The 12,463-nt window shown below is 70.5% G+C and carries 10 protein-coding genes and 2 pseudogenes; 7 read left to right on the top strand and 5 right to left on the bottom strand.

Annotated elements, in window-relative coordinates; translation table 11 throughout:
• Positions 1–55: 55 nt before the first annotated feature.
• On the bottom strand, positions 56–403 hold the full coding sequence (locus OFY01_RS03620; protein WP_266596203.1) for a hypothetical protein: 348 nt from the start codon (positions 401–403) through the stop codon (positions 56–58).
• Between the two features lie 608 nt (positions 404–1,011).
• Here OFY01_RS03620 and OFY01_RS03615 point away from each other — a divergent pair.
• The 7 genes and pseudogenes from OFY01_RS03615 to OFY01_RS03585 all read left to right on the top strand — a co-directional run bounded on the left by OFY01_RS03615 (position 1,012) and on the right by OFY01_RS03585 (position 9,179).
• Positions 1,012–2,313 (top strand): restriction endonuclease, encoded by a 1,302-nt coding sequence (locus tag OFY01_RS03615; protein ID WP_266596202.1) that lies wholly within the window; start codon positions 1,012–1,014, stop codon positions 2,311–2,313.
• A gap of 168 nt (positions 2,314–2,481) precedes the next feature.
• Complete coding sequence (rlmN, locus tag OFY01_RS03610; protein WP_266596201.1) at positions 2,482–3,588, top strand: 23S rRNA (adenine(2503)-C(2))-methyltransferase RlmN; 1,107 nt, start codon at positions 2,482–2,484, stop codon at positions 3,586–3,588.
• 316 nt (positions 3,589–3,904) lie between these two features.
• Positions 3,905–4,954 carry a thiamine ABC transporter substrate-binding protein gene (locus OFY01_RS03605; protein WP_266596305.1) on the top strand — a complete coding sequence of 350 codons (1,050 nt, stop codon included), beginning with the start codon at positions 3,905–3,907 and terminating at the stop codon, positions 4,952–4,954.
• A gap of 62 nt (positions 4,955–5,016) precedes the next feature.
• The gene (locus OFY01_RS03600; RefSeq protein ID WP_266596303.1) at positions 5,017–6,666 is read left to right on the top strand and encodes an ABC transporter permease; all 1,650 of its coding nucleotides are present in this window, start codon (positions 5,017–5,019) and stop codon (positions 6,664–6,666) included.
• A gap of 8 nt (positions 6,667–6,674) precedes the next feature.
• Positions 6,675–7,823, top strand: coding sequence for an ABC transporter ATP-binding protein (locus OFY01_RS03595; RefSeq protein ID WP_266596200.1), 1,149 nt, complete (start codon positions 6,675–6,677; stop codon positions 7,821–7,823).
• Positions 7,824–7,946: 123 nt separating this feature from the next.
• A pseudogene (locus OFY01_RS03590) lies at positions 7,947–8,229 on the top strand (helix-turn-helix domain-containing protein); the annotation flags it as partial.
• 125 nt (positions 8,230–8,354) lie between these two features.
• Positions 8,355–9,179, top strand: a complete 825-nt coding sequence (locus OFY01_RS03585) for a maleylpyruvate isomerase family mycothiol-dependent enzyme (protein ID WP_266596199.1) — start codon at positions 8,355–8,357, stop codon at positions 9,177–9,179.
• Between the two features lie 86 nt (positions 9,180–9,265).
• Here OFY01_RS03585 and OFY01_RS03580 read toward each other — a convergent pair whose 3' ends face one another.
• The 4 genes and pseudogenes from OFY01_RS03580 to OFY01_RS03565 all read right to left on the bottom strand — a co-directional run.
• The gene (locus tag OFY01_RS03580) at positions 9,266–9,967 is read right to left on the bottom strand and encodes an LAETG motif-containing sortase-dependent surface protein (RefSeq protein WP_266596198.1); all 702 of its coding nucleotides are present in this window, start codon (positions 9,965–9,967) and stop codon (positions 9,266–9,268) included.
• A 363-nt stretch (positions 9,968–10,330) separates the two neighbouring features.
• On the bottom strand, positions 10,331–11,449 hold the full coding sequence (locus OFY01_RS03575) for an SLOG cluster 4 domain-containing protein (RefSeq protein WP_266596301.1): 1,119 nt from the start codon (positions 11,447–11,449) through the stop codon (positions 10,331–10,333).
• 162 nt (positions 11,450–11,611) lie between these two features.
• Entirely contained in the window at positions 11,612–12,019 is a 408-nt protein-coding gene (locus OFY01_RS03570) for a VOC family protein (RefSeq protein WP_266596197.1), read from the bottom strand.
• Positions 12,020–12,092: 73 nt separating this feature from the next.
• Positions 12,093–12,463: pseudogene (locus OFY01_RS03565) on the bottom strand (hypothetical protein); the annotation flags it as partial.

The following is a 12,463-nucleotide window of genomic DNA, read 5'->3' as shown; positions in this document are numbered from 1 at the left end:
CGGGCCGTCCTGGGCCGTGGAAGGACAGCTGGGCTTGCTGTGGACGCGCGCGACGTCAGTCAAACCACGTCGACAGCAGACCCGCGATAGTCGCGCATATCAGGCCGATGGAAGCGAGGACGGCGGGAGCTGTGAAGTCTGGGGACTGCTCAAGACCTACAAGCTCGATCCGCTCTCGGATGTGCAGAAGGTCCCCGATCGTGCTCTCGCTGGGTGCCTCCCGTTCCAGCCTGGTCCTACGCTCTTCCTCTGAGAGTTCAGGATCTCCCATGATCTCTTCGTACCTTCGGAGTTTCCGCCTGAGGTGATCTCGTCGGCCGTCAATCCGCCGCCACAGCAGCCAGACGCCAAGCGCCGGCAGTGCGCCGCTGGCTACAGTCAGGATGGTGATCGCTAGTTTCACCCTTGCACTATGCGGTGACCACTGAGTGGCAGGGAAGCCTTGGTCGTTGGCGTCGGCGCCGTGGTGAGTGTCTAACTGCGTGACAGCGCCGACGAACAGTGGCGAACGAGCGCGGACACCTACGGACCATCAGCACGGGTAAGAGGCTTACGAGCCCAAGGCAGCGCACCCATTCAAGTTACTTCGGGACGAAGCCGTCGGCTGACAAAGCCGCCGAGCTCGGCGCCGTAGCACTGTACTGCCATCCTGTCCCGACAACCGGCGCCCGGGGGCGCCCCAGGCGGAAGCCAAACCAGTGGGAGTAAGAGGCGGCTCGCGGGGTGGTCGCACGCGTGACGCACGATCGGCGTCCTGAGTAGTCCCCACCGGACCCCGGCAGTTGCCCGTGCCAGACACGTGCCAGGTTGGACGGGGACCCACGGGGAACGGTGGGCAGTAGGCCGGCCGTGTCGTAGAGCTGTTAGGGCGGCGCTCCCCCGCAGCTCAGGCGCCCAACTCCCCTTACAAAAACCGAGCTTCCCAAGCTCAGAGCCCGAGAGACAGCCACTGTCAGTGCGGGCCGTTACAGTCGTGGAGATCGTCAAGCTGGTTCTGATACGGGGGTTCACGTGGGTGGTCAGTTGCGTGTGGGTCAGGTCTTTCGCTACGCGACGGGGAAGGATCCGAAGCCGCCAACGATCGAGGGGTTCCCCAACTTCCATCACGTGACTCACTCGCCGGAACGCGTGCGAGCCCTGCTAGAGGCAGGGATCAACGGTATGGCCAAGGTTCGGACGGCGGGCGGTGAGCGCCGGCCCGTGATCCTCATCCGGTCGAGTCCCTGGAAGGCTGGCTCCGAGCAGACGCCGTGGCACGACGTGTTCGACATGGACAACGGGCACGTCCGCTACTTCGGCGATCACAAGGCGACCACCACCGTGGCGCCCGGCAAGACCACGGGCAACGCAGCTCTGCTCGACGCGTTCACGGGGCACCAGGGGCGCACCCCCGCGGAGCGAGCCAGCGCCGTTCCGCTGCTCTTGTTCCGCGCGGTCTCACGGAGCGGCAAGGTCAAGGGGCACGTCGAGTTCTGCGGGCTGGGGGTGATCGAGCGGGCTGAGCGGCTCGTGCAGTGGGGCGGCGCCGACCACACGACGTTCACGAACTACGTCTATGACATCGCCCTTATCGATCTCACTGCTGAGGACGACAAGGTTGACTGGGCGTGGATCGACGCCCGGCGGGACAAGAACGTGGCCGACGCGCAGACGCTTGAGCTCGCCCCTCAGGCTTGGCGCGAGTGGGTCAAGCATGGGCACTCGGCCCTGCCCAGGCTCCGCCGGCGGGTGGCTCGGGCCAAGGTCACCAAGGTGCCCGAGCAGCGACCTAAGCCGGGCTCCCCTGAGGCCAAGGACCTGGAGCTGATCTACAAGTATTTCGACGGGCGGAAGCACGACTTCGAGGCTGTGGCCTCTGCGGTCGCAGCACGCGTACTGCGCGGAGCTGGTAACAGCTACGTTGAAGGCTGGCTGACTCGCAGGTCAGGCGATGGGGGAGCGGACTTCGTAGGCCGGCTCGACATCGGCAGCGGGCTGGCGGGGACCAGCCTTGTCGTTCTCGGGCAGGCCAAGTGCGTCAAGCTCGATAATTTGGTCACCGCGGAGCAGATCGCTCGTGTGGTGGCCCGCCTCCGCCGCGGCTGGATCGGGGTGTACGTCACGACCGGGGCGTACTCCGTACCTGCGCAGACGGAGATGATCGAAGATCAGTACCCCATCGTGTTGATCAATGGGCTGGACCTGGCTCGGGAGCTCAGGGGCATGGCCCGGGACGATCACGGGGGAGACCTGGAAGCCTGTATCGAGTACACACTCGCCCAGCGTGAGACCGCGGTCACGAACCGGCGGCCCGAGGAGATTCTGCTCGAGTAGCGGTTCAGAAGGGATGCCCGCTGGTCAGACCATGGGGCAGCTGCAAGCTCTGGGCCGTCTCTGGGCCGTCCGAGGCCGCTCAGCAGTGACCAGCGGCGACCGTCAGTGACAGGTGTCCAGGACGACGGCTCCAGGTCACGCCCATTCATCTGCGACACTGGTAAAGCTATGCCTAAGCCCGGAGAACTCACCTTTGTCGCCCCGCGCGGAGCCAAGAAGCCCCCGCGGCACCTCGCCGACCTCTCGCCCGCCGAGCGGAAGGAGGCGGTCGCCGCCGTCGGGGAGAAGCCGTTTCGCGCCAAGCAGCTCTCGCAGCACTACTTCGCGCGGTTCGCGCACGACCCGGCCGAGTGGACCGACATCCCGGCCGGATCGCGGGAGAAGCTGCGCGAGGCGCTCTTCCCCGAGCTGATGACGGTCGTCCGCCACCTGTCGACCGACAACGACACCACCCGCAAGACCCTGTGGCGGCTGTTCGACGGCACGCTCGTCGAGTCCGTGCTCATGCGCTACCCGGACCGGGTCACCATGTGCATCTCGTCGCAGGCCGGGTGCGGCATGAACTGTCCGTTCTGCGCCACCGGGCAGGCCGGACTCGACCGGAACCTGTCGACCGGCGAGATCGTGCACCAGATCGTCGACGGGATGCGGGCGCTGCGGGACGGCGAGATCCCGGGCGGACCCGCACGGCTCAGCAACATCGTGTTCATGGGGATGGGAGAGCCGCTCGCGAACTACAAGCGGGTCGTCGGGGCCATCCGCGCGCTCACCGACCCCGAGCCGGACGGGCTCGGGCTCTCGCAGCGCGGCATCACCGTGTCGACCGTCGGGCTCGTGCCCGCCATCAACCGGTTCTCCGACGAGGGCTTCAAGTGCCGGCTCGCCATCTCGCTGCACGCGCCCGACGACGAGCTGCGCGACACCCTCGTCCCCGTGAACACGCGGTGGAAGGTGCGCGAGGTGCTCGACGCCGGGTTCGAGTACGCCGCGAAGTCGGGGCGTCGGCTGTCCATCGAGTACGCGCTCATCCGTGACATCAACGACCAGGCATGGCGCGGTGACCGGCTCGGGCGGCTGCTCAAGGGCAAGCCCGTGCACGTCAACCTCATCCCGCTCAACCCGACGCCCGGCTCCCAGTGGACCGCCTCGCGGCCCGAGGACGAGAAGGCGTTCGTCGAGGCCATCGCCGCGCACGGCGTACCGGTGACGATCCGGGACACCCGTGGCCAGGAGATCGACGGAGCCTGTGGACAGCTCGCCGCCACCGAGCGGTAGCACGGTAGCCTGACCCCGTACACACATCCGCATATTCCGACAGGGGAGCGCCACAGCGCTGAGAGTGCGGCCGCCGGGAGTCCGAAAGGGAACCACCGGGCCGCAGACCCTCTGAACCTCGCCCAGGTCATTCTGGGTAGGAAGTTCGGTCACCACTCAAGCTGTTGCGCCCTGCCCGGCGGCCCTTCGGGGCCCCGGGCGGGGCCGCGTCTTCTCCTGGTCACTCCAGGAGGAATTTCACGTGAGCAACGTGAGCAACGTGAAGAACACGAGCAAGAAGACATACGCCGCCGTGGCCGTGGCCACCGGCCTCGGAATGGTGGCGCTGTCCGCGTGCGGGTCGTCCTCGGGCGGCTCGGGCAGTGGCAGCGCCGACGGCGGCGGGTCCAAGACCGTCACCCTCGTCAGCCACGACTCGTGGGCCGTCTCCGACAAGGTGCTCAAGGACTTCGAGAAGACGTCCGGGTACAAGGTGAGGGTCCTCAAGGACGGCGACGCGGGCGAGGCCGTCAACAAGGCGATCCTGACCAAGGACAACCCGCAGGGCGACGTCTTCTTCGGCGTCGACAACACCCTGCTCTCCCGGGCCCTCGACAACGGCCTGTTCACGCCGTACCGGGCCAAGGGCCTGGACCAGGTCCCCGCGAGGTACCAGCTCGACGCCGCCAAGCACCGGGTCACGCCCATCGACTCCGGCTCCATCTGCGTCAACTACGACAAGAAGTACTTCGCCGACCACAAGCTGACGCCGCCGACGTCGTTCGCCGACCTGACCAAGCCCGCGTACAAGAACCTCCTCGTCACCGAGAACGCCTCCACGTCGTCGCCCGGCCTCGGGTTCCTGCTCGGCAGCGCCGCCCAGTACGGTGACAACGGCTGGCAGAGCTACTGGAAGAAGCTCAAGGCCAACGGTGTGAAGGTCGTCGACGGCTGGGAGCAGGCATACAACAAGGAGTTCTCCGGCAGCTCCGCGGGCAAGAAGGCCGGCGGTCGGCGCCCGCTCGTCGTCTCCTACGCCTCCTCGCCGCCCGCCGAGGCCATCTACACCAAGCCCGAGCCCGAGACGTCGCCGGTCGGCGTCTCCACGGGGACGTGCTTCCGGCAGATCGAGTTCGCCGGGGTGCTGCACGGCGCGAAGAACGTGAAGGGCGCCAAGTCCTTCATCGACTTCCTGCTCACCAAGGAGTTCCAGCAGGACATGCCGCTGAACATGTTCGTGGACCCGGTGACCGAGAACGCCACCCCGCCCGCCGACTACACCAAGTACGAGGTGAAGGTGGCCCACCCCGAGACGATGAGCCCACGCAAGATCGCCGACAACCGTGACGACTGGGTCAAGTCGTGGTCCTCGATCGTCCTGAAGTAGGTCCCGTGAAGAGTGCCCCGGCCGACGCAAGTCGCCGGGGCGGCGCGGCGCGGCTCGTCCTCATGGCCGGGCCCGTCGCGTTCTTCGGCGTGTTCTTCGCCTACCCCGTCGTCGCGATCGTCCGGCGCGGCCTGTACGGCGACGGAGGCCGGCGGGCCGGACGGATCCTCGACGTGCTCGGCCAGCCGGACGTCCGGCACGTGCTGTGGTTCACCGTGTGGCAGGCGCTCGCCTCGACCGCGCTGACGCTGCTGGTCGCACTGCCGGGCGCGTACGTCTTCGCCCGCCTCGACTTCCCCGGCAAGCAGGTGCTGCGGGCCGTGGTGACGGTGCCGTTCGTGCTGCCGACCGTCGTCGCGGGCACCGCGTTCCTCGCGCTGCTCGGGCAGGGCGGGCTGCTCGACCAGCTGTGGGGCGTGCGGCTCGACACCACGGTGTGGGCGATCCTGATCGCGCACGTCTTCTTCAACTACGCCGTCGTGGTGCGCACGGTCGGCGGTCTGTGGGCGCAGCTCGACCCGCGCCAGGAGGAGGCCGCCCGGATGCTCGGTGCCTCGCGGTTCGCCGCCTGGCGGAAGGTCACGCTGCCCGCGCTCGGCCCGGCCGTCGCCGCGGCCGCGCTGATGGTGTTCCTGTTCACCTTCACCTCGTTCGGTGTCGTGCAGATTCTCGGCGGCCCCGGCTACTCGACCCTCGAAGTCGAGATCTACCGGCAGACCGCGCAGATCTTCGACCTGTCCACCGCCGCCGCCTTGACCATCGTCCAGTTCGCCGCCGTCGGGCTGATCCTCGCCGTGCACGCCCGGACCGTGCGGCGGCGGGAGAGCGCGCTGCGGCTCGTCGACGCCGCGCACACCGCGCGCAGGCCGCGCGGCGCGGGGCAGTGGGGGCTCCTGGCCGGTGTTCTCGCCACGATCGGCCTGCTCCTTCTGCTTCCGCTCGGCGTGCTCGTGGCCCGTTCTCTCGACACCCCCGGCGGGTACGGGTTCGCGTACTACAGGGCGCTGACCTCGGCCGACGGCGGGACCTTCCTCGTGCCGCCGATCGACGCGATCGGGAACTCGCTGCGGTACGCGTTCGCCGCCACCGCCATCGCGCTCGTCATCGGCTCGCTCGCCGCCGCCGCGCTCACCCTCCCCCGGCCCCGAACGGACTCGACCGGGGGGACCACCTCCGCCGGGCGGCTCGTGCGCGGGCTCGACGCGCTGCTGATGCTGCCGCTCGGCGTCTCCGCCGTGACCGTCGGCTTCGGCTTCCTGATCACCCTGGACAAGCCGCCGCTCGACCTGCGCAGCTCCTGGATTCTGGTGCCGCTGGCGCAGGCGCTGGTCGGAGTGCCGTTCGTGGTGCGGACCATGCTGCCGGTGCTGCGGGCCGTCGACGGGCGGCTGCGGGAGGCCGCGGCCGTGCTCGGGGCGTCGCCGCTGCGGGTGTGGCGGGAGGTCGACCTGCCGATGGTGCGGCGGGCGATGCTGATCGCGGCGGGGTTCGCGTTCGCCGTGTCGCTCGGCGAGTTCGGCGCGACCGTGTTCATCGCGCGGCCCGACCGGCCCACGCTGCCGGTGGCGGTGGCGCGGCTGCTCGGGCGGGCCGGTGACCTCAACTACGGGCAGGCGATGGCCCTTTCGACGGTCCTCATGATCGTCTGCGCGGTCGCACTGCTGGTCCTTGAACGCTTGCGGCCCGCCAAGGCCTCGACAGGGGAGTTCTGAGGAGTCCCATGACCGAGCTGAAGAAGGTCCAAGGCCCGCCCGCCCCGGCCCGTGCTCCGGCCCGGGGCCCGGCCCCGGCCGACGGCGCTTCGGCGCTGCTCAGGCTGGACGACGCGACCGTACGGTTCGGCGGTCGCGCGGCGCTCGACGCCGTCGACCTGGAGGTCGCCCGGCACGAGATCGTCTGCGTGCTCGGGCCCAGCGGCAGCGGCAAGTCGACGCTGCTGCGTGCCGTCGCCGGGCTTCAGCACCTGGACGGCGGCCGGATCTCGCTCGACGGTCACGACCAGCGTGGGGTGCCGGCACACCGGCGCGGCGTCGGCCTGATGTTCCAGGACCACCAGCTCTTCCCGCAGCGTGACGTCGGCGGCAACGTCGCCTTCGGCCTGCGTGTGCGCGGCGTCGACCGACGCGAACAGGCCGAACACGTACGGGAGTTGCTGGCACTCGTCGGCCTGCCCGGCGCCGAGCGCCGCGCCGTCTCCGCGCTCTCCGGCGGCGAGCAGCAGCGCGTGGCGCTCGCCCGCGCCCTGGCACCGCGCCCCCGGCTGCTGATGCTCGACGAGCCGCTCGGTCAGCTCGACCGCTCCCTGCGTGAACGCCTGGTGGTCGAACTGCGGCAACTCTTCGGCGAGTTGGGGACCACCGTACTCGCGGTCACGCACGACCAGGGCGAGGCGTTCGCCCTGGCCGACCGGGTCGTGGTGATGCGGGACGGCCGGATCGCCCAGTCCGGCACCCCGCTCGAAGTGTGGCAGCACCCGGCGGACGCCTTCGTGGCCCGTTTCCTCGGCTTCGACAACGTGGTCGAGGCGAAGGTGGCCGCTGCCGGGGACACCGCCGACACGCCCTGGGGCAGGCTCCGGCTCCCCGCCGGGCCCCGGCAGGGCGCGGCCCCCGCGGGAGGCGCGCGCCACCTCCTCGTACGGCCCGCGGGCGTACGCCTTGCCGACCCGTCCGACGCCGCGCTGACCTGCACCGTCACCGCCCGCACCTTCCGCGGCACCCACGTCGCCCTGCACCTGCGGCCCCGCGGTGACAGCCCCGGTATCGAGGCGGCGTGCGCCCTGCGCGAGGCCCCGGAGCCGGGAGCCGAGGTGGGTGTCACCTTCGACCCGGCGGAAATCGTGGTGTTGGGCGGGGACCTGGCGCCATAGGTGTTCTGTCCCGGGAGGTTGTGGACGGTGACAGGGCTCACGGTTGACCGATCTCGAAATGAGTGAGGGCCTTCTGGCTCGGTGCGGATTGCGAGATCTGCACCGGCGACCAGAAAGGCCCTCATGCCTGACCGTTACGCACCGCTGACCGAGACTGGACGCCTGCGCCTGGCCCGCTGCGTGGTGGACGACGACTGGCCCCGCGGCGGGCCGCGGAACGCTTCCAGGTCTCCGCGAGCACCGCCAAGCGGTGGGCCGACCGCTACCGGCAGCACGGCGAGGCGGGCATGACCGACCGCCTCAGCCGCCCCCGCCCCAGCCCACGGCGGACCCCGACCCGCACCGGGCGGCGGATCGTCAAGGTCCGTCTGCTGCGCCGCCGGGACCGGCCCGCATCGCGGGCCTGAGCTTCCCCGGGCCCGTGAGAGCCGGGGGAGAGCGGAGTAGGCCGGACCCCGCTCGGCAGCGCCGGTCGCACGCGTGCGACCGAATCCCGTCCTGACCCGTCGGGCAGACCCTAGGCTCGTACACATGACCGACGACGACATGCGCCACGCCCCCGGACGCCTCTCGCACGACCGCTACTGTGACGAAATCATCGCCCAGACCGACCTGTTGAGATCCCACCTGACCGGTGCCGACCTCGGCATGGCCGTGCCCACCTGCCCCGACTGGACGCTGCGTGACCTTGCCGCGCATGTCGGCGGCGCGCACCGCTGGGTGGAGACGATCGTGCGGACGAGGGCCACCGAACGGGTCTCCCTGCGAGAGATCCTCAGTGCCGTCGAACCGGTCAGGGACGGCGACCCGGCCGCCCTGGACGCCTGGCTCGCCGAGGGCGCACGGCTGCTGGTGGACGTGTTGCGCGAGGCCGGTCCCGGCCTCGCCTGCTGGAGCTGGGGCTGGGAGTCGCACTCCGGGTTCTGGGCCCGCCGCATGACCCACGAGACGCTGATCCACCGTGCCGACGCCGCGCTCACCGTGGGCGCCGCGTACGAGGCGGCCCCCGAGGTCGCCGCCGACGCGCTCGACGAGTGGCTGCGCATCGTCCGCTTCTTCCAGGACGCCGGCATCAAGGAGGACATCGCGCAGCTGAAGGCGGGCGGCCGCACCCTCCACCTGCACGCCACCGACACGGCCCCGGAGATCGCCGCCGAGTGGCTGATCGAGCTGGGCGACGACGGCATCGCATGGAGCCGTGCCCATGAGAAGGCCGACGCCGCGTTGCGGGGCCCGCTCACCGATGTGCTGCTCACCCTCCTGCGCCGCGAGCCGCTCACCGACGGTGGCCGCGTCGAGGTGCTCGGCGACCGCGAGCTGATCGACTTCTGGCTGGAGCGGTCCGCTTTCGCGTGACCTCGCCGGATCGTCGTCGCCTCGGGCGACACGAAAAAGGGGCGGTCGGCCGTGACGACCGAGCGCCCCTTTCGTACACCGGCTCGCTACTTCTGCGACGCACCACGGCGACGCAGCGCGAACACCACGGCGCCGCCCGCGACGACGAGAGCCGCGGCGATGCCCGCGATCACCGGGGTGTGGGAGTCGGCTCCGGTCTCGGCCAGGTTCGAACCTCCGGCGGGAGAGGCCGAGTTGGGCGCGGAGGGAACCGGCGACGCGGCGCTGGAGTGCGACGCGGCGCTGGAGTGCGACGCGGAGGCGCTCGGGGTCGCGGTGGCCGACGGTGCCGACGCGCTCGGGCTAGGGGTGCCGGACGGCGTCCCGCTGGTGGAGGGGCTCGGCGTCGCGGTGGCGCAGCCCTTGGCGGGCGTGGTCAGGACGGGCTTGATGTCCTGGTCGACATAGGTACCGGCCTTGACGTGCACGCGGTACGTCGTGTTCGGCTGCCAGTCCTCGGCGAACGACACGGTGACGCCCTTGAGGGAGCCCGTGACCTCCTTGGTGCCGACCAGCTTCTCGGCGCCGCCCGACGCGCGGTAGACGGAGACGGTGGCCTGGGTGCCTGAGGCGTCCTTGTCGGTGACGGTGATGGCGCCCTTGCCGCCGGTGCATGTCGCGGCGGCGGTGAACTCGCCGATGGTGCAGGCGGAGGCGGAACCGGCGACGCCGAAGATCAGGGCCGCCGCGGCGCCGGTGGTTCCTGCGATGCGCAGGGCGCGCGGAATGGTGTGAGGGGTTCGGGACACGGTCGGTGATCGTCCTTTGCGGGAGTCAGGCGCGAAGCACCTGCGGAGGAGGAGCGAGGCGGCCGCGCGGAAACACCCCCGGACACTTTCACCTCAAGTCCCCCACGGTCACCTCACGTCTATAAGGGACGGCGACGCAGCGTCAATACGCTACCGGGCCAAACCAGGCCCACGCAGGGAGACTTGACCGGACCTTGACCCGGCGTGCGTTTCAACTCCGGGTCCGTTTCAACTCCGGTTTCGTTTCAGCCCCGAGTCCGTTTCCCCATCGAGTTCGTTTCCACGTCGGGGCCGTTTCCGTCCAGCGCTCGTCTCCGTCCAGCGCTCGTCTCCGTCCAGCGCCCGTTTCCGTCGGACCTGCTCTCAGCCCATCGCTTCCAGCGCTCCGGCCGCGTCGTCCACCGACTCGACGAGGGCGATACGCCCCTTCATGGCGCGGTCGCGCGCCAGTGCCCGCAGCAGCGGCCAGGCAGGCAGGTGCCGCGTCCAGTGCGCCTCGTCGACCAGGACCATCGGGGTCGGCTCGCCGCGCGACTCGTAATAGTTGGGCGTGGCGTTGTCGAAGATCTCCTGCACCGTGCCCGCCGCGCCGGGCAGGAAGACGACACCGGCGCCGGAACGGGCGAGCAGGCCGTCCTCGCGCGTGGCGTTGGCGAAGTACTTGGCGAGGTGCGAGGCGAACGCGTTCGGCGGCTCGTGACCGTAGAACCAGGTGGGGATGCCGACGGAGGTGCCGCCGTCCGGGAACCGTTCGCGGACCTCGAACGCGGCGCGCGCCCACGCGGTGACCGACGGCGTGAACGTCGCTGTCCTGGCCAGGAGTTGCAGCGCCGCGGCGAGCATCTTGTCGTCGTGCGGCGCCGCGTACGCGCCGAGGTTGGCGGCCTCCATGGCTCCGGGGCCGCCGCCCGTGGCGACCGTGAAACCGGCCCGCGCGAGGCAGCGGCCGAGCCGGGCCGCACCGGCGTACGCGTCGGTGCCGCGGCCCATGGCGTGCCCGCCCATGACACCCACTACCCTTGCGCCGGCGAGGAGTTCGTCGAGTGCGTCCGAGACGGAGTCGTCGTGCACGGCTCGCAGCATCGAGGCGAACACGTCCCCGTCGGCCTTGGTGCGCCGGAACCACGCGTAGGCGCGGGCGTCGGGAGTCGCCTCGTACCCGCCTTCGCCGGCGAGTCCCGCGAAGAGTTCGTCGGGCGCGTAGAGGTGAGCCCGGTACGGGTCGAACGGCAGCCCCGGGACCGGCGGGAAGACCAGGGCCCCGGCCGCCCTGACCCGCGCCCCCGCCCGGGGTTCCATCGGGCAGCCCAGGAAGACGGCGCCCGAGACGTCGGCGGTGAGCAGCGCGCTCGTACGGCCCGTCAGGTCCACGGCCTGCACCCGGTGCCCGGCGAGCGTGCCGCGCTCGGCGAGCACCGCGTCGAACTCGGCGAGCGTCCCGATCTCCCGGTCGAAGGACGTGGCGGGCAGGGCAGGCTCCAGCCCGGACCCGGACCCGGACCCGGACCCGGACCCGGACTCGGATTCGAGCCCGGACTCGGGTGGGCGAGGCGGCTGCTGGGGTGTGGGTGAAGACGGTGTCGGCTGCACCCGGCCATGCTAGGCAGCCGCGTCTCGCGCGCCGGCCGGACCCGGCCCTCCCGCTCAGCCCTGGACGGCCGCCGGGTCCATCCAGAGCACCTCGAAGGTGTGGCCGTCCAGGTCGTCGAAGGCGCGCCCGTACATGAAGCCGTGGTCCTGCTTCTCGCCGGTCTCGGAACCGCCCGCGGCGATCGCCTTCTCGACGAGCTCGTCGACCTTCTCCCGGCTCTCGGCGTTCAGCGCGAGCATCACCTCACTGTCGGTGCGCGAGTCGACGATGGTCTTCTTCGTGAAGCTCGCGTACTTCTCCTTGGTGAGCAGCATGATCACGATGTGCTCGCTGATGACCACGGAGGCCGCGGTGTCGTCGGAGAACTGCGGGTTGATCGAGTAGCCGAGGTCGGTGAAGAACTTCTTGGCCGCTTCGAGGTCGCTCACGGCCAGGTTCGGGAAGATCATCTGCTGGAACATCTGATGTCCTGCGCTTTCTCCGTGCGGTGGTGTCATGTCGTACGTGGGTGGAGACCCGCGCACCCCGCGAAACTCATCGCCGGATCAGCGGAACCGCCGAAAGTTCGGCGACGACCCAGGTCAGCGGTCCGAATACGGCCAGCAGGGCGCCCGCGCGCAGGGCCGCGGCGCCGCGCAGCATCGTCGCGGGCGCGCCGAGGCGCAGCAGGGCGGTCACGGTGTGCCTGCGGGCCTGACGTGCCTCCACGGCCGCCGTGGCCAGGGTCGCCACGGCGCAGCCCGCCACAAGGAGGGAGCCGAGGGCCGTCAGTGGCCCGAGGTCCGGCGTGGCCGCGCCGTACAGCGCGCCCGCCGCGTACGCCGCCGAGGCGACCGCGCACACCACGCCGAGCGGGCGGCCGATGCGCCGCGCCTCTTCCTGGAGCACCCGCCCGGCCAGCAGCC

This window comes from Streptomyces beihaiensis, assembly GCF_026274175.1.
Classification (GTDB): Bacteria; Actinomycetota; Actinomycetes; order Streptomycetales; family Streptomycetaceae; genus Streptomyces; species Streptomyces beihaiensis.
The sequence above is the reverse complement of the archived record's forward strand: the minus strand, read 5'-3'. Positions and strand labels throughout refer to the sequence as shown.

Coding starts and splice junctions, on each gene's coding strand:
- rlmN (WP_266596201.1), top strand. CDS start 2,482: ATGCCTAAGCCCGGAGAACTCACCTTTGTCGCCCCGCGCGGAGCCAAG.
- OFY01_RS03605 (WP_266596305.1), top strand. CDS start 3,905: ATGGTGGCGCTGTCCGCGTGCGGGTCGTCCTCGGGCGGCTCGGGCAGT.
- OFY01_RS03600 (WP_266596303.1), top strand. CDS start 5,017: ATGGCCGGGCCCGTCGCGTTCTTCGGCGTGTTCTTCGCCTACCCCGTC.
- OFY01_RS03595 (WP_266596200.1), top strand. CDS start 6,675: ATGACCGAGCTGAAGAAGGTCCAAGGCCCGCCCGCCCCGGCCCGTGCT.
- OFY01_RS03585 (WP_266596199.1), top strand. CDS start 8,355: ATGACCGACGACGACATGCGCCACGCCCCCGGACGCCTCTCGCACGAC.
- OFY01_RS03570 (WP_266596197.1), bottom strand. CDS start 12,019: ATGTTCCAGCAGATGATCTTCCCGAACCTGGCCGTGAGCGACCTCGAA.